Origin of the sequence: Dactylosporangium sp. NPDC051485, from assembly GCF_040682015.1 — a bacterium.
Classification (GTDB): domain Bacteria; phylum Actinomycetota; class Actinomycetes; order Mycobacteriales; family Micromonosporaceae; genus Dactylosporangium.
Window position 1 is genome coordinate 1 of the sequence record NZ_JBFAZW010000145.1, and the last position, 22071, is coordinate 22071.

The following is a 22071-nucleotide window of genomic DNA, read 5'->3' on the forward strand; positions in this document are numbered from 1 at the left end:
GCATCGCCGCCGCGGCCACCGCGGGCCTGCCGCCGGGCCGGCCGGTGGTCGTCGTCGCGCACAGCAGCGCCGGCCTGTTCGTCCCGGCGATCGTGCAGCGGCTGGCCGGCGCCGCGGCCGGGGCCGTCTTCGTGGAGGCGACGCTGCCGGCCCGCAGCGGCCCGAGCCACCCCGCCACGCCCGAGCGGCTCGTCCGCCTGCGGGCCATGGCCCCCGACGGCGTGCTGCCGCGGTGGACGGACTGGTGGGACGACGTCGCGCCGCTGTTCCCCGACGCGGCGACCCAGCAGGTGGTGACGGACGAGCAGCCCCGGCTGCCGCTGAGCTACTACGAGCAGCCGGTGCCCAACCCGCCGGGCTGGGCCGGGCTGCCGTGCCGGTACGTGCTGTTCAGCCCGGCCTACGAGCGGGTCGCCGACGACGCCCGGGGGCGCGGCTGGCCCGTGGTCCACCTGCCCGGCGAGCACTTCCACCAGCTCGTCGACCCCGACGCGGTCGCCGCCGCCATCCTGGACGGCTCGAAGTGACGGTTAGAAGTTCTTGGCCACGTCGACGGCCTCGGCGTGGGCGCGGGCGCGGCGCTGCTCGACCTCGGTGGTGGCGAGGTTGGGCCGGAACTCGACCGCGGCGAGGTCGGTGATGCCGGCCCAGCGCAGCCAGTCGTTGAAGTACGGCGCCTGGAAGTCGGAGCCGAACGCCGGGCCGCGCCCCTCGCCGTACACGGCGCCGGTGTAGATGACGGCCGCCTTGCGCCCGGTGACGAGGCCGCTGTAGCCCAGCTCCGGGTCGAAGCCGAACACCAGCCCCGGCTGGCTGATCACGTCGATGAACTGCTTGAGGATGTACGGCACGGAAGCGTTCCACATGGGGACGCTGAACAGGTACTTGTCGGCGTCGGCGAACCGGCGGAACGTCTCCCCCGCCGCCTGCCACGCCTGCGCGCCCGGCCCGGTCGGCTCCAGCCCGGCGAACACGTCCATCTTCGCGCCCGCGGCGGCCGGGCCGAACTCGGGCAGCGAGCCGTCCCACAGGTTCCACTCGAGGACCTCGTCCTCGGGGTGCTGCTCGCGGTACACGCGCAAAAAGGTCTCGGCAAGGGCCAGGGACTCGGACCGCTCCCCGCGCGGCGACGCCGAGATATGCAGCAGTTTGGTCATGACAGCCTCTCCATAAAGTGCGTGCGCACGCACGCTCACGGGATGACGGTAACCAAGATGCGTGCGCACGCACAAGAGTGTGTGAGCCGCGCGACCCTCAGGGCCGCAGGGCCAAGATCCGCACGGCGATCTCGGCCACCCGCTCGCCCGCCCTGAACCGCGCGAACGGCAGGTCCGCCGCCCCGCGCACCCCGCGGTCGACGGCGTCCCGGATATGTGCGCGCACACGGAAATGCTACGGTACGGTAATGGACTCCACGGCGCCCTGGGCGGCCCTGCTGCGCGTGCACGCGGCGCTCATGCCCGTGCTCGACCAGGAGCTGCAGGCGGCCCACGGGCTGCCGCTCACGTGGTACGACGTGCTGCTCGAGCTCAACGCCGCCCCCGGCCGCCGCCTGACCATGTCGGCGCTCGGCACGGCCGCCGTGGTCAGCCGCAGCCGGGTCAGCCGCGTGGTCGACGAGCTGGTGCGGGCCGGCCTGGTCGAGCGGGAGGCCAACCCCGACGACCGCCGCTCGGCGTACGCCAAGCTCACCCCGTCCGGCCGCGCCCGCCTGCGGGCCGCCTCCCCCACCTACCTGGCCGGCATCGAGCGGCACTTCACCGGCCGGATGACCCGCACCGAGGCGCAGGCGGTGGCCACCGCGCTGGGCAAGGTCCTGCGGGCGCACGAGGCATCGACGGTGGCGCCGCTGGAACCTCGCCGGTAACGGGATCGTGCGCCGGGCGCCGGCGCGATAGGGTGGCGGCCATCATGATGCGCGCGCTGCCGCCCCTGCTCGTCATCGGCGGCCCGGCAGGTGCCGGCAAGACGAGCGTCGCCGAGGCCGTCGCCAAGCGCGTCGAGGCGCCGGTGGTGAGCCTGGCCGACAGCGGCGACGAGGACCAGCACGGCGCGGACCTGTCCGTCCTGCAGTCCCGCCTCGACGTTCACGAGGACGCCCCGCTGGTCGTTGTCGAGGGCGTCTTCGCCCTGGCCATGCCCCCGATCCGCTGGGCCGCCCGCTGGACCGTGTATGTCGACACCCCGCTGGACATCGCCCTGGCCCGCCACGCGCTGAGCCACCCCGACCCGCGGGCCGAGCTGCGCGCCTACCTCGACGGCGGCCGCGACGCCCACGCCCGCCACGTCGCGCCGGGCCGCCAGCTCGCCGACCTGGTCGTGGACGGCTCCGACCCGCTGGCGGACCTGGCCGCACAGATCCACGACTTCATGGCGTCGCGGCCCTGACCCCGTCGGTGACGACGCGGACGATCTCGTCGTGCGGGGTCGCGGCGTTCACCGTGGCCACATTGGCCGAGGCGGTGCCGCCCAGGGTGACGAAGCGGCGGTCCGGGAAGGTGGCCGCGCCCTTCGCGACGGCCTGCACGGGCAGGGGGCCGGCGGCGAAGATCAGGTTGCAGCCGGCGGCGGCCAGGGAGTTGACGAAGGTCAGGGCGTTGTCCAGGGTCTGGGGGCCGCTGATCGCCAGGTACTGCACCTTGGCCCGGGTGGTCGCCGACACCTCCTGCAGCGCCGACCAGGCCGGGGCGGCGGACGGGTCGGCCACGCCGGCCGCGGGGGTCAGCAGGCAGGCGGTGTAGGCCAGGTAGGCGCGCTCGCGGGGCGGGGGCGGGGTGTCGCGGGGCCAGAGCAGCACCGCGACCACCACCGCCAGCACCAGGACCGCCGCCACCACCGCGACTGGGCGCCACCGTGGCGACCGGGGGGCAGGGGGCGCGATGGATCGGCGACGGGCCATGTCTAGGACACCACTTCGAAGGGGAGGCGGACGGAGGTCACCGGACCGAGGTCCGTGTTGTTCGTACGCAGGTCCGTCAGTTCCGCGTCGGTCAAGGACCGGCGGATGATCCGGAACTCGTCCATGGAGCCCTTGAACGGGTCGGCGCCGCCCGGCTTGGCGCCGAGCTGGAAGCCGTCCACGGCGAAGGCGTCGCCGTAGGTCGGGGCGCCGGCCGGGGCGGCCGTGGTGGCCAGGACGGTGCCGTCGACGGTCAGGGACAGGGTGCCGGCGGTGCGGCGCAGGGCGACGTGGTGCCACTGGTTGTCGCCGAAGGCCACCGCGGGCGACGGGTCGGGCGCGGTCAGCATCGCCGTGCCGGTGGTGGTCTCGAAGGCGGCCGTCAGGGCGTCCTTCGACGGGGTGGCGCGCAGCCACAGCTGCCGGCGGGCGGCGCCGACGCCGTACGCCCACAGCAGCACCTGGTCCGCGGTGGACCCGGTCGCGGCGTAGCGCACCCAGGTCGCCACCGTGAAGTCGCCCTCGTCGAGGGCGCTGGCGGGGCCGTAGGGCAGCTGCACCGCGTCGTCGACGCCGTCGAAGGACAGCGCCGCGCCGAAGCGGCCGGACGTCGTCGGGGTGGCGCCGCCGCGCACGAAGGCGTTGGTGCAGTGGACCGAGGCGTCGTACGTCGTGGGGCCGGCGGCCGGGCGCACCACGTTGTGCGCCTGGGTGTAGCCGCTCTCGAAGGTCCAGCGCACGGCCGGGTTGTCGGACGGGTAGGCGCCGCCGGCGATGCTCGCCACCTCGGCGGTGGTGAGGGCGCGGCGGTACAGCCGGAACTCGTCCAGGTTGCCGGTGAGCACGTCGGCGCCGTCGGGGCGGGAGCCCAGGCGCAGGCCGTCGACGCCCGTGCCGGTGGTGACCGAGCCGGTGAGGCCGGTCGCGGTGGCCCCGGCGCCGCCGTCGACGCTGAGGCGCAGCTGGCCGCCGGTGCGGGTCAGCGCGACCAGGTGCCAGGCGTTGTCGCCGAACGCGACGGCTGCGGACGGGTCGGGCAGGGCGACGCCGACCGGGCCGGCGGCGGTCTCCACCCACGCGTAGAGGCGGTCCTGGGACGGCTGGGCGCGCAGCCAGACCTGCGGGGTGCCGGCGCCCATGCCGTACCCCCACAGCAGCACCTGGTTGGGCGAGCTCGCCGTCGCCGAGTACTGCAACCAAGTCGTGAAGGTGAAGTCCCCGGCCCCGATGTCGAGCGTGGGCAGGAACGGCACCTCGACGCCCGGGTGCGCGGCGCTGACCGCGAGGGCCTTGTCGTCGACGTGGCCGGCGGCGAGGCTGGGCGTGCCGCCCAGCAGCGTGGCGGCGGCGCAGTGGCCGGACATGTCGTCCTCGACGGCCACCTTGACCCGGGCCGGGACGGTGGCGGCGTCGATCACCTGGAAGGGCAGGCGCACCCCGAGGCCGGCGCCGGGGACGTCGGCGTTCGCGGTGCGGATCTGGTCCAGTTGCGCGGTGGTGAGGGCGCTGCGGTACATCCGGAACTCGTCGAGACCGCCGGTGAACGCCTCGGTGGCCGTCGGGTCCGGCCGGGCTCCGAGCCGCAGCCCGTCGACGCCGTCGTGCGGGTCGCCGGTCACCGAACCGGCAACGCCGGATGCGGAGGCACCGGCGACGCCGTCGACCGCGAGCGCGGCCGTGCCGCCCGAGCGGACCAGGGACAGGTGGTGCCAGGCGCCGTCGCCGAACGCGGTGGCCGCGGAGGGGTCGGGCAGGGCGATGCCGGTCCCGCCGGAGGCGCCCTCGACCCAGGCGTAGAGCCGGTCCTGGGCCGGCTGGGCGCGCAGCCACACCTGCGGCTTGCCGGCGCCGAGGGCGTAGCCCCACAGCAGCACCTGGCTCGGGCTCGCGGCGGTGGCGTCGTAGCGGAACCACAGCGAGTAGGTGAAGTCGCCGGCGCCGGGGTCGATCGGGCGGGCGTAGGGGATCTCGGCGTAGTCGCCGGCCCCGTCCAGGACCAGGCCCTGGCCGAAGCGCCCGGCGCCGAGGGTGGCGTTGCCGCGCAGCAGGGCGTCGTTGGCCTCGCCGGCGGCGTCCGGGGTGCCGGCCGCGGCGGCCGGGGTGGCCTGGGCCCAGGGGGCGCCGGTGAAGGTGCCGGGCAGGCCGAGCTGGGCCGGGGTGAAGCGCACGAACCGGAGCTCGTCGGCCGAGAAGCCGGTGCCGCCGAGCTCGTCGGTGTTCGCCCCGCCCTCGTACAGCACGCCGATCTCGCCGCCGGTGAGCTCGGCGAGGTCGCTGTAGCCGGAGCGCTCGTCGGTGACCAGGCCGTTGGCGGGGCTCTTCCAGGTGGCGCCCTTGTCGGTGGAGTAGCGGATCTTCAGCTGGGCCCGGCTGGTCGGGTCGGACGGGCCGGAGAAGACCATCGTGTCGCCGGGGCTGCTCTGGTACGTCGAACGCAGCGTCAGCACCGCCCCTTGCACGTCCGGCGTGACGAGCGACGGCACCTGGGCGAAGGCCGGCATGGTGCTGCCGCCGTCGGCGCTCACCGCCCTGGCCCGGTGGTTGCCGCTGCCGCCGATCTGGTTGCGGGCGGCGGCGTAGACGCTGCCGTCGGGCAGTTCGGCGACGGAGACCTCGCCGGGGTTGGTGACGCCGTCGACGAAGGAGTTGGCGGCCTGGCCGGCGTGCCAGGTGGCGCCGTGGTCGTCGCTGTAGAGCGCGCCGGCGTAGACGGTGCCCTTGGCGGGCTGCTGGTGTGCGCCGACGACCAGCCGGCCGGCGTGCGCGCCCTTGGTGAGCTGGATGCCGTGGGACGGGCCGGTGGCGAACCAGCCGGCGTCGCTGCCGCTGAAGCTGACGTTCATGGCCCGGGCGGCGGACCAGGTGAGCCCGTCGTCGTCGCTGTCCTGGATCCAGGGCAGCCGCTTGCCGGAGATGGTGGCCGGGTTGGAGGTGCTGACGAGCATGACCCGGCCGGTGCCGGCGTCCTGCAGCGGGACCGGGTTGCCGCGGGTGTAGGGGGCGTTCGGGTCGGTGTCGCTGCCGGACAGCACGAGGCGGATCGGGCCCCAGGTGCGGCCGTTGTTGGTGGAGCGGCGCACGACGAGGTCGATGTCGCCGCGGTCGGCGCACGAGGGGGACTTGCGGGCCTCGGCGAAGGCCAGCAGGGTGCCGGCCGTGGTGCGCAGCAGCGCGGGGATGCGGAAACAGCCGTAGCCGTCGGTGCCGCCGCGGAACAGGACCTGCTGGACGCCGACCTTGGCGCTGGACAGGCTCACTGACGCCCCGGCCGGGCCGGCCGCCGTGGCGGTGGCGAGCGCCACCAGCACGGCCAGGCCGGCCCGCGAGAAGTTCTGCACAGATCTGCTCATTTCTTGCGAATCCTGCGGACGGCGTTGCGCAGGCCCACCCCGACGGCGGCGACCACCATGGCCACGGAGCCGATCGGGTCGCCGGCCATGGCGCCGGCGGCGGGGCCACCGTGGATGGCCGCGTTGACCGCCTTGCCGACGGTGCCGACGTTGGCGATGGCCTCCTGGCGGGTCTTGTCGAGCTCGGCCGCGTTCTTGAAGTCGGTGCGGTGGTTCTCCTGCCGCTCCTCCCCCTCCGACGCGGCGGACTTCTTTTTCCTGGGCGTGTAGCCGCCGTTGTCGGGGTTGGGGTTGTTGTTGCCCTCCTCCTCGCCGCAGTTGTGCACGAGGACCGGCGCGTCGGCGGTGACGACGTAGTAGGTGTGCACGCCCTCGACGGTGAGGTCGTCCATGTCCTGCGCGCCGCCGAAGCTCGCCACGGCGGCGACCCGCAGCGTGCGCCCGTCCGGGCCGGTCAGCCTCGACGCGCCGGGACGCAGCCGCGCGGCCTCGGTGAAGCGGCCGGTGGTGGCGTCCCAGAAGGGGTGGTGGCTGGTCGTGTGGATGACGCTGACGCGGCCGCCGTCCTCGACGGTGACGTCGGTCAGGTCGTGGTCGGTGTTGCGGTGCAGCAGCTGGACCGTGCGGGCCGTGGTCCTGCCGGTGGCCGGGTCGGTCGCCACCACGCGGTCGCCGGTCCTGACGTCCTCGATGGCCTTGGTGGTGCCGTCGGCCATGAGGACCCGGGTGCCCGGGGCGAAGGAGTGCTTGCAGCCGGACACGCCCCGCTTGGGGTTGCCCTCGGGCTCGGGCTGGCTGCGCTTGCCGCCGGACCCGCCGCCGCCGACGCCGCCGAACACCGCGCCGATGCCGGCGCTGGTGACCACGCCCTTGGCGTTGACGTGCCCGGTGAGCAGCAGCTGGCTGACCGCGTCGCCGGTGCCGCCGCTGAGCGCCCCGGAGAGGGTGCGCCCGGCGAACGAGGCGGCGAACGGGCCGACCTTGCTCATCACGCCGGTGGCGAGCCGCCCGCCGACCGCGCCGCCGACCCCGCCGGCGAGGCCCTGCAGGGCGCCGGTGCCGGCGGACTGGGCGAGGTCGCCGAAGTCGTGGATGTTGCCCTCGGCGGCGTCCTTGGCCACGTTGATCACCGCCGCGGCGCCGACCATGCAGGCCACCGCGCCCGCGCCGGCCGTGGCCGCCGTGCACGCCAGGGCCCCGACGATGCCGACCCCGATCGCGGCGATCTCGATGATGGCGTTCTTGTGGTCCTTCACGTACTTCTCGGTGGCGTGGTAGGCGTCCCGGACGTGGGTGGCGACCTTCTTGCTCACCCGCACCACCCGCGCGGCGACCGCCCGGCCGGCCTGCTTGACCCGGTGGTAGATGTGCCGGACCTTGCGTTTGACCTGGGCCACCTTGCGGGCGACGTAGTGGCGGATCTGCCTGACCTTGCGGGTCACGTACTTGTGGACCCGGTGGTAGACGTGTTTGACCGCCTTGGCCACCCTGTGCGCGACCTTGCGGACCGCGTGCACGACCTTCTTGACGGCCTTCTTGGCCGCGTGCACGACCTTCTTGACGACCGTCTTCACCGCGTGCACGACCTTGTGCACCACGTGCTTGACCGCGTGCTTGACCTTCTTGAAGATGCTGCCGATGCCCCAGTTGCCGGTCGGGTCGGTCTCGGTCAGCGGGTTGTCGTCGGCGTAGGCGAAGCGGTTGGCCGTCACCGAGTCCGGGATCGGGTCGAGGTCCGCGCTGTCGCGGCTGTCGAACTGGCCGGTGTCGGTGTTGTACCAGCGGGCCTGCATGTTGACCCGGTTGGTGAGGCTGTCGGTCCACTCCGACTGGTAGCCGAGGCTGCCGATCATGCCGGCGGCCACGGTGACCTTGCCCATCGGGTCGTACGTCATCGAGCCGGCGAGGGTGGTGCCGGTGGGCAGGAACTGCCCGACGACGTCGTCGTGCTGGTCGGTCCAGACGATCCGCTTGATCGTGCCCGAGGTCTCGGCCATCAGGTCGCCCTCGGCGTCGCGCACGTAGGTGCCGGTGCCGTCGGCGGCCAGGTCGTTGTCGGTGCCGGAGTAGGTGAACCCGGGCCGCAGCGCCCGGCCGAGCGCGTCGTAGGTGTAGGTCTCGTGCACGCCGCCCGGCGCGTCCTGGCTCAGCGTCTGCCCGAAGGCGTCGGACTGGGTCGGGACGGAGCCCTCGCCGGGCACCACGGTCGCCTTCAGCGTGCCGCGGGCCGTGTACTGGTACGCCGTGCCGTCGCCGGATCCGCTCAGCTGGTTGCGCTGGTCGTAGCTGTACGTGTGGGTGCCGGCCTGCGTGCGGTTGCCGGACTTGTCGTAGGCGTACCCGGTGGTGACGGTGCCCGCGGTCCACGACGCCAGCCGGTCGGCCAGGTCGTAGGTGTAGGTGTTGGCCGCCGACCCGGTGAAGCCGGTGGTCGTCTTCGACGTGAGGTTGTCGTTGCCGTCGTAGCCGTACGTGATCTTGGCAACGGAGGCGCCGCCCGGGGTCTTGAGCTCGTCGCTGACCAGCCGGTGCGCCGTGTCGTAGCCGAACGATCGGGTGTCGCCGCCGGTGCCGTACAGGATGCTCTTGACCTGCGAGAGGTTGTTGTAGTCCACCGTGGCCGACAGCCCGGCCGTGGTGTTGGTGACCGAGGAGAGCCGGTCGGCGGCGTCGTAGCCGTAGCTGGTCGTGCCGGCGGCGTCGGCGCGGGTGGCCATCAGCCCGTCGGCGTTGTAGGTGAAGGTGGAGTTGCCCGACGGGCCGGAGGCCGACAGCAGCAGGTTCCGGTCGTCGTAGGTGAACGTGTTGGTGCCGTCGACGGCGGTGGCCGACGTCAGGCGCCCGGCCAGGTCGTAGCCGTAGCCGCGATCGGCCGTGGCCGCCTCGGCGCCGGCGCCGGTCTGCTTGACGAGGTTGCCGATGGTGTCGTACTGCATCGACACGCTCGCCCCGCCCGGCAGGGACACCTTGCTGGCCTGTCCGTTGGCGTCGTAGGCGATGGTGAACGTCCGGTCGGCGAGGTTCGGGTACCACGTCGTGGACGGCTCCACCGTGGACTCCGGCAGGTTCCACGGGTTGTACGTGGTCGTGAACGCGTTGCCGCGCCCGTCGGTGAACCGGGTCCGGTTGCCGGCAAGGTCGTAGCCGAAGCTGGTGCTGATGGCGTCGGTGGCCGAGACCGGCTGCACCTCGGAGGTGGGCAGGCCGGTCGGGTCGTAGGTGAACGTGGTGGTCGTGCCGCGCGCGTCGGTGCTGGCGACCACGTTGCCGGCCGCGTCGTAGCGGCTGGAGGCGCGGCGCAGCAGCGTGCCCGTGGCGTCGTAGTCGGCGTCGGCGAGCTGCCGGCCGGCCAGGTCGTAGGTGGTGATGCTGTACGTGCCGTCGGCCAGCGTGGTCCTGGTCGGCCGGCCCGCGCCGTCGTAGGCGTAGGTGGTGGTGTTGCCGGCCTCCACGCTGGTGATCGGCTCGCCGGCGGCGTTGTAGGTGGTCGACTCGACCGCCCCGCCGGCGGTCTTCTCGCTGGCCAGCAGGCCGTTGGTGCCGTACGTGTAGGTGGTGGTGTAGGCCGAGCCGGTCTGGCGGACCGCGTCGGTCTTGGTCACCACCCGGCCGAGGTAGTCGTAGGTGGTGGTGTTCTTGGCCCCGGTCGGGTCGGTGTCGGACAGCTCGTCGCCGACCAGGTCGTAGGTGAACGACCGCACGCCGGTGTTGGGCTCGGTGACCGACGCGAGCCGGCCGAGCTGGTCGTAGGTGTAGGTCGTCACCCGGCCGAGCGGGTCGGTGGTGCGGGTGAGCTGGCCGAGGGCGTCGTAGGTGTTGGTGGTGACCGGCGTGAGCGCCGCGCCGCCGCCCGGTGGCGTGTACGCCGGCAGCTTCGTCGAGATCTCGCGGCCCTCGGCGTCGTAGCCGGTGACGACGGTGTTGCCGTTGGGGTCGCGCTCCTCGACCTGCTCGCCGAAGGTGTCGTAGCCGACCGAGGTCACCGGCCGGGACAGCACCGGGCTGCCGCCGGTGCGCTCGGCCATGACGGCCGGGCCGGTGGTGACGGTCAGCTGGCCGTTCTCGTCGTAGTCGTAGTCGGTGACGTTGCCGTTGGGGTCGGTCATCGACCGGGCGAGGCCGTCCTGGTCGAGCTGGTAGCTGGTGCGCACCACCCCGGCGTCGGCGGCGGGCGCGGTGCCGGCCACCACGGCCGAGATCTCGGTGGCGCTGAGCACCCGGGAGTACACCTGGACGTCGCTGATGCCGCCGGACCACGGGTTACCGCGGGCCCCGTCGGCCTGGCCGGTGCCGATGAGCAGCGGCCCGCGGGCGCTGAACGCGGCGCCGGTGGTGCCGCTTCCCTGCAGCGCGCCGTTGACGTAGAGCCGCATCGCGCCGCTGCTCGCGTCGTAGACGGCGACGAGGTTCGTCCAGGTGTTCAGGGCCGGCGCGGAGGTCGAGGCGACCGCGGCCGTGGCGGCCCCGGCGGCGTCCGCGGCCCGCATGACGAACTTCCAGCGGTTGACGTCGTTGTCGTACCGCAGCTCGAGGGCGTCCTGCTGGGCCCCGGAGGCGCTGACGGCCTTGCGGATCGCGGTGTTGTCGGCGAGGTTCACCCACGCCGAGACCGTGAAGCTCGCCGCGGAGTCGAGCGCCGGGCCGGCGGTGGCGATGGCCGCCGTGGTGCCGTTGAAGGTGGCCGCGCCGCCGCGGTCGGTGCTCCACGTGACGCCGGTCGCGGTGCCGGCGTTGTTGCCGGCGGAGTCGGCCGCGTTCTGGTTGAGCCGGTAGCGGGCCACCGGCGTCATCGCGCTGGTGTGCATCGTCTCGGCGGTCACCCGGCCCATGGGGTCGTACATGGTGTCGACCGAGGCCACGGTGCCGGACGGGTCGGTGAGGGTCTCGTTGATGAGCCGGTCGTCGCGGTTGAACGTGTACGTGCTGGTCCGCTTGAGCCCGGCCGGGTCGAACGTCGAGGAGGCGGGACGCCCGGCCGCGTCCACGACGTACGTGGTCTTGGCGGTGCCGTTGCCGGTCACCTTCGCGACGAGGTTGCCGGCCGCGTCGTACGTGTCGTCCTGCAGCACGAACGACGCCCCGGTCGCCGGGTCCTTGCGGATCTGCCTGGCCGGCAGGCCGTTGTCGGTGTAGGTGTACGACGTCACCCAGCCCATCGCGTCGGTCTCCGACGCCAGCCGCCCGGCCGGGTCGTAGGCGTTGCTCTCGATGACGAGGTTCTTCGGCGGGCCCGGGTTGTTCGGGTCGCCGGTGAAGCCGACGAGCGTGGTGGTGAGCAGGTTGCCCTCGGAGTCGAAGGCCGAGTCGACCTCGCTGCCGTCGGGGTCGAACTCCTGCACCGGGTTGCCATAGGCGTCGTACTCGTAGCGGGTCACCTTGCCGTTGGCGTCGGTGACCGTGGCCGGCTGGCCGATCGCGTTGTACGTCGTGCTCTGGCCGCGCGCCGCGTCGCCGCCGGTGGCGTCGGACAGCAGCACCGAGGTGGGCAGCCCGTCGTTGTCGTACGCGGCCGTGGTGACCTGGGTGTGCACGGCGCCGGTGACCCGGTTGGTGGTCGGCGGGTCGCTCTGGCGCACCACCCGGTCGAGCTTGTCGTACTGGTACGAGGTGACCAGGCCCGACGGGTAGCTGTCGGTGGTCTCCTTCTTGGTGAGCGCCCGGCCGAGCGCGTCGTAGGTGTACTCGGTCACCTTGCCCGCCGGGTCGGTCACCCTGGCCACGTCGCCGCTGCGGTAGTACTGGATCGTCTGCACCGCCCCGGCCGGGGTGGTCAGCGTCATCGGCAGGCCTGCCGGGGCGAAACCGCCGTCGGCCGCCGCGACCGTGCTGCCGTCGGTGTACGCGGTCCTCGTCACCCGGCCCAGCGGGTCGGTGGCCGCGGTCCGGTTGCCGGCCGCGTCGTAGGTGTAGGTGGTGAGGTACGTGTTGTCGGTCGCCGAGGCGGACCGGCCGTCGCGCATCGTCAGCAGGACGTCGTTGCGCGGGTCCGGGGTGAGCACCTTGGTGGTGGCGTCCGGGTAGTAGGTGTAGTAGACCGTCGAGCACTTGTTCGCCGAGCGGTCCTGGCACGTCGTCGACGAGACGGTGTTGCCGCGCACGTCGTGCTCGGTGGTGGTGACGTCGCCGTTGGGGTCGGTCACGGTCCGCAGGAAGCCACCCTCGTCGTAGCCGTACTTCGTCGTCCCGCCCAGCGTGTCGGTCTCGCTGAGCTCGCGGCCGCTGTCGACGTCGTAGACGTGGGTGATGGTCTTGCCGGTTGGGTCGGTGACGGTGACCGTGCGGGCGGGGGTGCCCGCGGTCGCGTCCCGGGCCGTGTACTGCGCCGTCACCTGGGCCTGGGTCAGCTGGCTGCGGTAGAAGGCGACCTCGGCGACCTGGCCCTTGAAGTACGTCGGGTAGGCCGTGTTGGTGGTGCCGGTGGTGTTGAGGTTCTGGTCCGGCCACTTGCCGCCGAGGAACCCGGCGCCGATGTAGGCGTAGGGCTGGCCGGTGATGCCGACCGTGCCCGCCTTGGTGCCGACGAGGGCGCCGTCGAGGTACATCGACTGGCTCGTCGTGCCGGCGGCGAGGACCACGTGGTGCCACTGGTTGTCGTTCACCGCCTTCGTGGAGGTGAACATGCCGCTGTCGGAGTGCCAGATCTGGCCCAGCAGCTTGCCGGAGGTGCCGATGTACAGCGCCGGGGTGAAGTTCGTCGGCGTCGAGCTGCTGGTGATCGGGTCGCCCGAGTAGCCGAACAGGGTGCGGTTGGTCGTGGCCGTCTTGAACCACAGGCTCACCGACACCGGGCCGGCCGCCGGCAGGTAGTTCTCGGCCAGCCCCAGGTACGACTTGGTGCCGTCGAAGCCCGCGACCGTCGCGTCGGGGAACGGCCCGCCGGTGCCGCCGAGCGAGACCGAGCTGTACTTGGCGACGGTGCCGTTGACCTCGTTGATCGCGTCGGTCGTGCCGGTCTCCCCCAGCCGCCAGTAGTCCGACGCGTTCGCGCCGAGCACCGTGCTGGCGTACACCTTGCTGGATCCCGAGACCTTCGGCGGGTTGAGCTTCCACGTGCCGCCGTTGGCGTCGGTGACCTGGGTGACCGCGCCGCTGCTCGGGTCGTAGGTCACGACCGCGGACGCGTTGCCCGAGGGCCGCACGACCGAGGTGAGCGGGTGGGCGGCGGCGGTGGCGGTGCGCAAGAGCGCGGCCACGTCGGCGGCGGTCAGCGACCGGTCGAAGTAGACGCCGTCGCTGATCGCGCCCTTGAAGAACGAGGCGTAGCCGGTGTTGACGGTGGCGCTGGAGTGCGGCTCGTCCGGCCACTTGCCGCCGAGGAAGCCGGCGCCGAAGTACTCGTTGGCGGCGCTGAAGCTGTTGACGGTCTGGATGACGCCGCTCTTGGTGGCGACCTGAGCGCCGTCGAGGTACAGCCACTGCTGGCTGCCGGCCCCGGAGAGCACGACGTGGTGCCACTTGCCGTCGGCGACGGACGCGTCGGTGACCATCGGGCTGGTCCCGCCGTCCCAGAACTGCCCGTAGAGCTTGCCGCTGCCGCCGATGTACAGCGCCGGGGTGTAGTTGCCGGTCGTGGTCGGGTTGTCGATCGGGTCGGCTTGGTAGGTGAACAGCGGGCCCTGGTCGCCGGCGGCGGCCTTGAACCACAGCCCGACGGTCAGGTAGGTGGCCGTGCTGACCAGCTGGGCCGGCAGCCGCACCGCCGAGCTGGTGCCGTCGAACGAGGCCGCCTGGGCCGCCGAGCCCGGCAGCGGGCCGGCCTGGCCGAGCGTGACGTTGCGGTAGGTGGCCACGTCGGTGCCGTAGTTGTCGAGCACCGCGCTGGCCGCCTGGGTGCCGGACGGCTCGGCCAGGCGCCAGTAGGAGCGCGGGCCGGCGTTGAGCACCGTGGTCGGGAACTGGGAGTTGGTGCCGTACGTGTAGGTGGTGCAGGCGGTGGACGACGTCGGCGGGCAGACCTTCGTCAGCAGGTCGCCGCTGTAGCCGTACGTCCACGTCTGCGCCGTCGCCGCGTCGCCGTCGGTGGAGACGGTCGCGACGTGCGCCGCGCTCGCCCCGGCCGGCGTCTGCCAGGTCAGGTGCAGCGAGCGCCCGGCCACGCCGGTCATCGTGGACAGCAGCCCGGACGTGTCGTAGCCGAACGTCTCGGTGCGACCCTGGGCGTCGGCGATCGACGACAGCCCGAACCGGCCGGCGACGCCGGTCGCCGCGGTGAACGCGTAGACGGTGCCGTCCTTGTCGACGAGCCGGTAGCCGCCGGTGACCGCGGTGAAGGTGGCGAAGCGGCCCATCGGCGGCGAGTAGCTGCCGTCGGGGTTGCGCCCGAACACCACGTCCTGGCCGCCCGGGTACGTCACCATGACCGTGCGCAGGGTGCCGCCGACGTCGCGCTGCTCCACCGCCCGGGTGTCGGCGATGCTGGACCAGCCGGCGCCGAAGGCCGACGCGGTGCGCGGGTCCTGGCTGTTGTACGAGCGGGTGATGGTCAGGTCCGGGCCGACCGTCTCGACGGAGGCGTCGGTGGCGCTGGTCGTGTAGTTGGCGACGCTGGGCTCGAAGCCCTGGCCGCCGTTCTGGGCCAGCTCGGAGGTGACGAGCGGCTGCGGCACCGGGGTGCTCAGCGCGTTGACGGTCTGCGACACGCTGGTCGAGTAGCCGTCGTTGGCCACCACGGTCCAGTTGTAGGTCCGGCCCCAGGCGAGGATGCCGGCGGGCACGACCCAGCTGCGGGAGGAGATCCAGCCCGACTCGGTGATCTTGGCGCCGCTCTTGTCGTAGACGGCGAAGTTGTACGTCAGCGGGTTCGGGAAGGAGTCCGGGTCGTGCGCGGCGACCAGCAGCTCCGGGGTCAGCGTCGGCACGCTGTAGCCGCTCGGCGGGAACTGCTCGTCGACCTGCGGGGACATGCCGGCGGTGTAGGTCACCTGGAGGTACGGCCCGAGGTTGGCCGGCCCGTTGAGCGAGGTGAACCGCTTCCACTGGGTGATGTCGGTCTGCGACGCGGTGACGGCCAGGCCGTTGTTGGTGCCGCCGAGCGCCCAGTTCTGGAAGGTCGCCGTGGACAGCGGCACGGTCATCCAGGTGCCGACGCTGCGGTTGCCCGCGGTGTTGGTGCAGGCGGCGCCCGGGTTGGCGGTGACCGAGCCGATCGAGGCGCCGAACGACGGGCCCGGGTAGGACGTGACCTGCGCGTTGGTCCAGGCCTTGGTGATCGGGTTGACCGAGAACGGCTCGGGCGTGCAGGTCGCCGCCCACGAGTCGAAGATCTTCAGCGATACGCCGGACATCTTGGCGCCGCCGAACGTGGTGGCGAAGGTGTCGAAGTGGATGAAGGAGTACGCCTTCGCGGAGCTGCTCCAGCTGCCGGCCAGCAGCTCGTTGTCGCCGCTGTTGTCGCCGGTGAGGTTGGTGTACGCGTACGTGTCGCCCGAGCCGTCCAGCGACACGGTCGGGTCGACCGTCACCGGGAACACCCGGTCCTTGTCCTCGAGCCACTGCCTGTCGATGGTGATCCGCAGCGCGGGCCCGTCGACCAGCTCGTAGCGCACGCCGTTGGACCGGGCGAACGACCCCGACGCGTTGTCGAACTTCGAGTCCGTCATGAATCCGGCGGGAATCACGGCTTGCTGTGTGCCACTGCTGTCGTTCAGCGCGACCGCCCCGTCGGCCCGCAGCTGCGGGGTCAGCCCCTGCAGCTGCAGCGGGAAGGTGTAGGACGCCGGCGCGTCGGCCGAGTGCAGGACCAGTGACTCCTTGACCCCGGTGGCCCGGGACTCGAAGCGCAGGTCGACGCCCGGCATGACCCCGGCGTAGGTGGCGGTGTCGCCCTCGACGTCGGGCTTGACGTCCGCCGCGCCGGCGAGGGCGTAGGACACGCCGTGCTGGCCGTCGACCCGCAGCTCGACGAGGTTCGGGTCGGACGCGGCCGGGGCCAGGTCGGTGGCGATCGAGTTGGCCCGCTGCCGGTAGCGCCCGTCGCCGCCCTTCGTCAGGGTGGCGTCGATCGGCGCCCACTCCCCGCCGGCCGCCTGGTAGTTGACCGCCTGCTGGAACACCTTGCGGGTGTAGGAACCGTCGGGGTTCTGGTAGACGTCGGAGTTGGCCCCGGCCGCCGCGGCGATCCGCTTGCTGTGCTGCGGGTCGAAGCTCGCGTCGTCGGCCATCGCCTGGGTGACGCCGGCCGCACCGCGCCGCGTCCCGGGCGCGCTGTACTCCGGCAGCGCCCCGATGCCGTGGCCGGGCGCCTGCCCGGAGCCGCGGTACGCGCGCGTGTCCTCGCCGGAGACGTGCGACGGGCCCGGTGGCCCGCCCGCCTCCTGCGCCGGGAGACCACCGACGACGGGCAGCGCGGTGTTGCGCCAGTCGTCGAGGAACGATTGCAGGCCACCGAGCGGAAACCCGCTCCCCGGCCGGTGCGGCTCGGAAACGCCGCCCACCATCAGCACCATCGCCGCAGTTACGGCAAGGGCGATCCAACGCTTCACGCGCTCGCCCGTGCGGCCCCGCTCTGGAAGCTCCACGGCCGTCAGCCTGCTGGACGCCATACGTCGAAGCTATTGAATGTCGAGATTCTTGAGGATTCCTGGAGGGTTGCTGGAAACCGGTCGGATCCGGGCAGAGGATGTCGACATGGGACGTTGGATGACGTCCCAGATCCCACCGGACGCGGGCCGGCTGCCCAGCCGCTGGCAGCGGCCGGGCAGCCTGGAACGTCCGGATGTTGGCCCTCGGCGATCGGCGAACATCACACCGTCGGCGGCGGGCACATCCATTGTGCGGTACGGCGCGCCGCTCAGCGCCGGGCGTGCGCCCGCCCGAGGGCGTCGAGGAGATGGCCGGACGGCGCGGCGACGCCGGGCGGGAGCGGGTCGGGGTTCGGCGGCTTCGTCGCGCCGGTCAGCCACGCCGCGAAGAACGCGCCGAGCGACCGGCCCGAGACGCGCTCGGCGAGGGCGACGAAGTCGGCGGTGTCGGCGTTGCCGTTGCGGTACCGCGTGGCCCACGTCCGCATGATGCGGAAGAACGCGGCGTCGCCGACCAGCATCCGCAGCGCGTGCAGGGTCATCGGACCGCGCGAGTACACCGACGTCACGAACGGATCGGCACCCGCAGGACCGTAGGGCGGCGGGGTCCAGAGCCGGCTGTCGACCGGCTGGTTGTAGAGCAGGTTGAACATCTCGCGGACGGTCGTGAACCCGTCGTGCTCGCTCCACAGCCACGCCGCGTACTCGGCGAATCCCTCGTTGAGCCAGAGCTCCCGCCAGTACCGCACGGACACGCTATCGCCGAACCACTGGTGTGCCAGCTCGTGCGCCACCAACGTGTCGTCCCGCGGGCTCGGCCCGTCGGCGAAGAACGAGGCCGGGTACACCGGGCGGGTCTGCGTCTCCAGTGCGAACAGCAGCGGATCGTGGTTGTCGACGATCGCACCGCCGGCCTCGAACGGGTACGGCCCGAACAGCGTCTCCAGGTAGTCGGTAATCTCGTCGGTGCGGCCGACGGAGTCGTCGGCGAGCGTCGGCGGCAGGCTCGCGTCGACCGCAATGATCGTCTGCCGGCCGTGGTGCTGATGCTGGTCGATGCGCCACCGCCCGATCGCGAGGGTGGTGAGGTAGCTGGCCACGGAGGTCGTCGTGGCCCAGCGGAACGTCGTCCAGCCGTCGTTCGTCGCCGAGCCGAGCAGAATGCCGTTGCTCAGCGCGCCCAGGCCTTCCGGCACGGTGACGCGCACGCTGTACGTCGCCTTGTCGAGCGGATGGTCGTTCACCGGATACCAGCTGGCCGCCGCCTTCGGTTCCCCGGCGACGAGCGCTCCGTCGTCGGTGTGCATGAACTGCGCCTCGTACGGGATCTCCGGTATCCGGACGGTGTAGGGGATGCCGTGGTAGCGCACGTCGACGACGAACGGCAGCCCTGCGGGCAGGCCGCGGGCCGGCGTGACGACGAGCTCGTCGCCGTCGCGGGTCCAGCCGGCCGAGCGGCCGTTGACCGTGAGCGCGTCGACGGTCAGGCCAGTGAGGTCGAGGTCGAAGCGGGACAGCGGCTGGGTGGCGGTTGCCGTGATCGTCGCGTGGCCGTCGAGCTCGTCGGTGGCCGGCTGGTAGCGCACGTCGAGGTCGTAGTGGAGCACGTCGTAGCCGCCGTTGCCGTCGAGCGGGTACGCCGGGTCGCCGATACCGGCCGCGCCGGGCCGGAAGCTGGGCTGGAGGTCGGGCCGGGCCGCCGCATGGGCGGCGGTGGTGGGCGTCGCGGCAACGACGATGGCGAGCGCCGCGGCCAGTAGATGACGTCGATGCATGGAATCCCCCGATCAGATCGGCAATGTCCAGGGTGGACATTCGTCGCGCCGGGTCTCGATGCGGGGCACAGCCACGCATCGATGTGATCACGTGCCGGGTTTTCCCTCGTTCGCCCCCTCGATCGGCGGGCGCGACGCAGCCGGGGCCGCCGCTCGTCGGTCCCCCTTATGGGGCCTGTGCGCGTCCGCGGTGCGGGTGGTTCGGGCGGTCAGGGCCCCGACGGCGAGCGCGGCGCACATCACCTGCCTGGCCGGCGCCCGGCGCACCGCTGCCGGTGACGCCACAGCCGAGCTGCCGCGATGCAGATTGGCACTGCCGGTCTGTCGCCGTGGCGCTGGAAGTCGACACCGGCATCCGCCGAGCGCGTCAGCGCCTCCGGGCGGTGGTCAGCGCGGCGACCACGGCCAGGGCGAGGGCCGCGGCGGCTAGGGCGAACGCGGGCGGACCCGCCGGGGGCAGGCCATTCAACGGCGGTGGCGCCGCGGCGGCCCACGCGGCGGCGGCCGCGGGCACCGCGACCAGACCCGCGACGAGGACGAGCAGCACGGCGGCGACGGGCTCCACGGTCGCGGCCCGCCGGGCCGTCAACCCCTGCGCCCGCAAGGCTTTCAGGTCGCCGGATGAGGCTTCCACGGTACCGCTGAACAGCGCCGCCCCCGCCAGCACCACGGCGAGCACCCCGGCCACCAGGTAGAACCGCAGCCCCAGCGCCGAGCCCTCCCCGGCCAGCCGGGTCCGCGCGTCGGCCACAGTGCGCCGGGCATCGATGGTCAGCCCCGACACGGCCAGCGCGTCGGGCAGCGACGGCGGCGCCGAGGGCGACAGCCAGACCTCGGCGGCGGGCGACGCGCTGCCGGTGGCGAGGCGGTCGGCGTAGTCGAGGTCGACGAGCGTCCCGGTGCGGCCGAGCCGCGGCAGGCGGGCCACGGTGGCGGCCAGCGTGGCCGGGACCGGGCGCTCGAGGTCGAACGGGGCGAAGAGCCCATCCGGCGGCAGCGGCCCGGTGCTCACCACGGGCAGCACGGCCGGGCCGTCGTCGGGTCGCAGGATGCCCGAGCCGGGCCCGGCCCCCGGCGGGAAGGTCACGGACAGGTCGCCCCCGCTGACCGTGCCCGTGGCGCCCGGCGGGTACTGCCACGCGGTGGACGGTGCACTGTGGACGGTGAGCGACACGGGCTGGGTGCCGTACGAGGCCAGCCGGACCCCGATCTGCAGCAGCCGGCACCCGGGCCGGCACGGCATGGGCGCCCGATACGTGTGCGGCCCCCGGACCAGGGCGCCGAGCTCGGCCGTGAACGTCGGCCGGCCGTCCAGCGGGGCGAGCGTCACGGTCAGGGCGATGTCGGTGCGGTCCAGCCGGGTGGCGTCGACGTCGAGGCTCAGCGTCGTCCCGGTGACCAGCGCCCGCTCGCCGTGCTCCGCCGGGTGCAGCAGGGCCGCGAGGGCGGCCGCGTCCGGGTGCGGGCCGGACGGCCACAGCGCGGTGGCGGCCAGGGCCCGGGCGTCGACGGCCAGGGCGCCCGGCAGCCGGACCACCGCCATCGCGTAGCGCCCGTCCGGATCGGCCGCCCGCACCGCGTCGAGCAGCTGCCGCCGGCTGTTGGCCCCGACGGACAGCACCACCGGCGCGCCGGCCTCCGCGTCGGCCCGCTCCCGCTGCTGGCGCTGCGCGGTGGCGGTGGCCGCGGCGGCGAAGGTCAGCGACGACAGTGCCACGACGAGCACGGCCAGCAGGCGGGCCGCCGACGGGCGGCGGGCCAGCGACAGGCCGGCCAGGGCCGCGGTCAGCCGGCCGCGGCGCAGCGCCAGGCGGCCGAGCCGGGCGGCCAGCGGCGGACCGGCGACTGCGGCCAGCAGGGCGGCGGCCAGCAGGACGAGCGCGGGGGCGAGACCGGCCACGCCCCCGCCGGAGCCGCGTACCTGCACGGTGGCCGTGCCCGCGGCGACGGCGGCGATCAGGGCGAGCCGGCCGCCCCACCGCCCGCCTCGGACGTCGACCCGGCGCAGCAGGGCCGACACCGGGGCGGAGATCGTGGCGATGGCCGCGACCACCCCGGCGAGCACCGCGCCGAGGACGGCCACGGCGGCGTACAGCTGGGCACCCGGCGTGCTCCACCCGCCCGCCGCGCTGAACCCGGCGAGCGCCCCGGCCAGCATCGGCACGAGCGTCTCGCCGACGGCCAGCCACCACCGGCCGGGGCGGGCGACGCCGCGCAGCGCGATGATGCCGTGCTCGTAGCGGCTGGCCCGGGTCGCGGCGAGCACGGCGAGGACGATGACGGCCCAGGCGAGCACGAGCACCGGGGCGACGGCGAACGGCACGATGCGCCGCGCGTCCGCCCGCCGGGTGTCGATGCGGTCGAGCAGTTCGCCGAGGTCGGTGTTGATCTGGCCGCTGCCGCCGTCGCGGGCCGCGGCGGCGTCGAGCCAGTCGCGCAGCTCGCCGAGGTGGGCCACGCCGATCGCGCCGGGCCGCGGATAGGCGTCGAAGGTCTGCAGGTCGGCCGGGCGAACGAAGGTGGCGAGGGTGCGCCGGTCGGCCCAGAACGCGGGGCTGCCGGTGTCGGACAGCGCGCCGCCCTTGCCCCAGTACGGCTCGGTGCCGTCCAGCGCCCGCACGATCCCGACGACGGTCAGCGGCGCGCCCGGGCCGGCCCGCAGGTAGCGGTTGGAGATGGTGTCGTACTGCGCGCCCGCGAGGGACAGGGCGGCGCCCGGCTGCAGGCCGAGGTGGCGGGCGGCGCTCACGCTGAGCACGGCGTCGCCGGTGCCCATGAGGCAGCGGCCGGCCACGACCACGACGTGGGCGCACAGGTCCTCGCGGTACACCACCCGGCCGAGCTGCTCGGCGGTGGCCATCTCGAGCTCGGCCGGCTGGACGGCGAACTGGTCGCTGAAGACGGTCGTGTAGCCGGGGGCCTGCACCCGGCCGCCGGCGAGGCGCTCGAACGTGGGCGGGATGGAGCCGTCGCCATTCGACTCGATGGTGCCGCTGACGCTGATGACGCGCTCGCCCGGCGCGGCCCCGGCGAGCTCGGTCGCCACGATGCGGCGGTCGGTGCGGTCGAGGTACACGGGCGCGGCCACGGCGGCGACGGTCGCCAGGGCGGTGAGCACGGCGACGACGAGCGCCCGCGTCCAGCGTGAGCGCAGCATGCCCAGCACGAGGGCGGTCATCGGCGCCGTCCCGGGTGGACCAGGGCGACGGCGGCGAAGACCAGCAGGGCCACGACACCGGCGGCGGCAAGGGCCAGGGGCTGGATCGGCGCGGGGGCGACCGGCCACGGATCGGTGAAGGCGCGGATCGGTGGCGGGGCCAGCGCGCGCAGCAGCACGGCGGCCAGGAGCCCCACGGCGACGGCCACCCCGACGGGGGCGAGGGCGGCGCGGCGCTCCACGCGACGCGCGACGGACGCCGGCACGCCCTGGCGGCGCAGCGCCGCCAGCTCGGCGTCGCGGTCGCGGCGGTCGACGGCGGCGACGACGAATGCGGCGACGGCGGCCACCAGCAGGACCACCGCGGCAC

At 73.6% G+C, this 22071-nt stretch carries 10 protein-coding genes and 1 pseudogene; 3 read left to right on the plus strand and 8 right to left on the minus strand.

Annotated features, from left to right (window positions below):
• The coding region (locus AB0M46_RS46090) for an alpha/beta hydrolase (RefSeq protein WP_363347056.1) at positions 1-527 on the plus strand (527 nt) is incomplete at its 5' end.
• Between the two features lie 3 nt (positions 528-530).
• On the opposite strand, the gene AB0M46_RS46095 is transcribed toward AB0M46_RS46090, so the two are convergent.
• Both AB0M46_RS46095 and AB0M46_RS46100 read right to left on the minus strand, forming a co-directional pair.
• A complete protein-coding gene (locus tag AB0M46_RS46095; protein ID WP_363347058.1) occupies positions 531-1157 on the minus strand; it encodes an NAD(P)H-dependent oxidoreductase in 627 nt (208 codons plus the stop codon).
• 97 nt (positions 1158-1254) lie between these two features.
• Entirely contained in the window at positions 1255-1383 is a 129-nt protein-coding gene (locus AB0M46_RS46100; RefSeq protein ID WP_363347060.1) for a hypothetical protein, read from the minus strand.
• 22 nt (positions 1384-1405) lie between these two features.
• On the opposite strand from AB0M46_RS46100, the gene AB0M46_RS46105 reads away from it, so the two are divergent.
• Both AB0M46_RS46105 and AB0M46_RS46110 read left to right on the plus strand, forming a co-directional pair.
• A complete protein-coding gene (locus tag AB0M46_RS46105; protein WP_363347062.1) occupies positions 1406-1867 on the plus strand; it encodes a MarR family transcriptional regulator in 462 nt (153 codons plus the stop codon).
• A 44-nt stretch (positions 1868-1911) separates the two neighbouring features.
• Positions 1912-2388 (plus strand): AAA family ATPase, encoded by a 477-nt coding sequence (locus AB0M46_RS46110; protein WP_363347064.1) that lies wholly within the window; start codon positions 1912-1914, stop codon positions 2386-2388.
• Here the strand turns inward: AB0M46_RS46110 and AB0M46_RS46115 are convergent.
• The 6 genes and pseudogenes from AB0M46_RS46115 to AB0M46_RS46140 all read right to left on the minus strand — a co-directional run.
• Positions 2369-2833: a hypothetical protein gene (locus AB0M46_RS46115; protein WP_363347066.1), complete on the minus strand. Its 465-nt coding sequence runs from the start codon at positions 2831-2833 to the stop codon at positions 2369-2371. The two genes, AB0M46_RS46110 and AB0M46_RS46115, sit on opposite strands and share 20 nt — an antisense overlap.
• Before the next feature lie 68 nt (positions 2834-2901).
• Positions 2902-6249 (minus strand): sialidase family protein, encoded by a 3348-nt coding sequence (locus AB0M46_RS46120; protein WP_363347068.1) that lies wholly within the window; start codon positions 6247-6249, stop codon positions 2902-2904.
• Positions 6246-16790 carry a LamG-like jellyroll fold domain-containing protein gene (locus AB0M46_RS46125; protein ID WP_363347070.1) on the minus strand — a complete coding sequence of 3515 codons (10545 nt, stop codon included), beginning with the start codon at positions 16788-16790 and terminating at the stop codon, positions 6246-6248. The genes AB0M46_RS46120 and AB0M46_RS46125 overlap by 4 nt, the downstream gene beginning before the upstream one ends.
• A gap of 248 nt (positions 16791-17038) precedes the next feature.
• Complete coding sequence (locus AB0M46_RS46130; RefSeq protein WP_363347072.1) at positions 17039-18544, minus strand: M1 family metallopeptidase; 1506 nt, start codon at positions 18542-18544, stop codon at positions 17039-17041.
• 367 nt (positions 18545-18911) lie between these two features.
• Positions 18912-21722, minus strand: coding sequence for a hypothetical protein (locus AB0M46_RS46135; RefSeq protein WP_363347074.1), 2811 nt, complete (start codon positions 21720-21722; stop codon positions 18912-18914).
• Positions 21719-22071, minus strand: a pseudogene (locus AB0M46_RS46140) (ABC transporter permease); the annotation flags it as partial. The gene AB0M46_RS46135 and the pseudogene AB0M46_RS46140, both read right to left, overlap by 4 nt.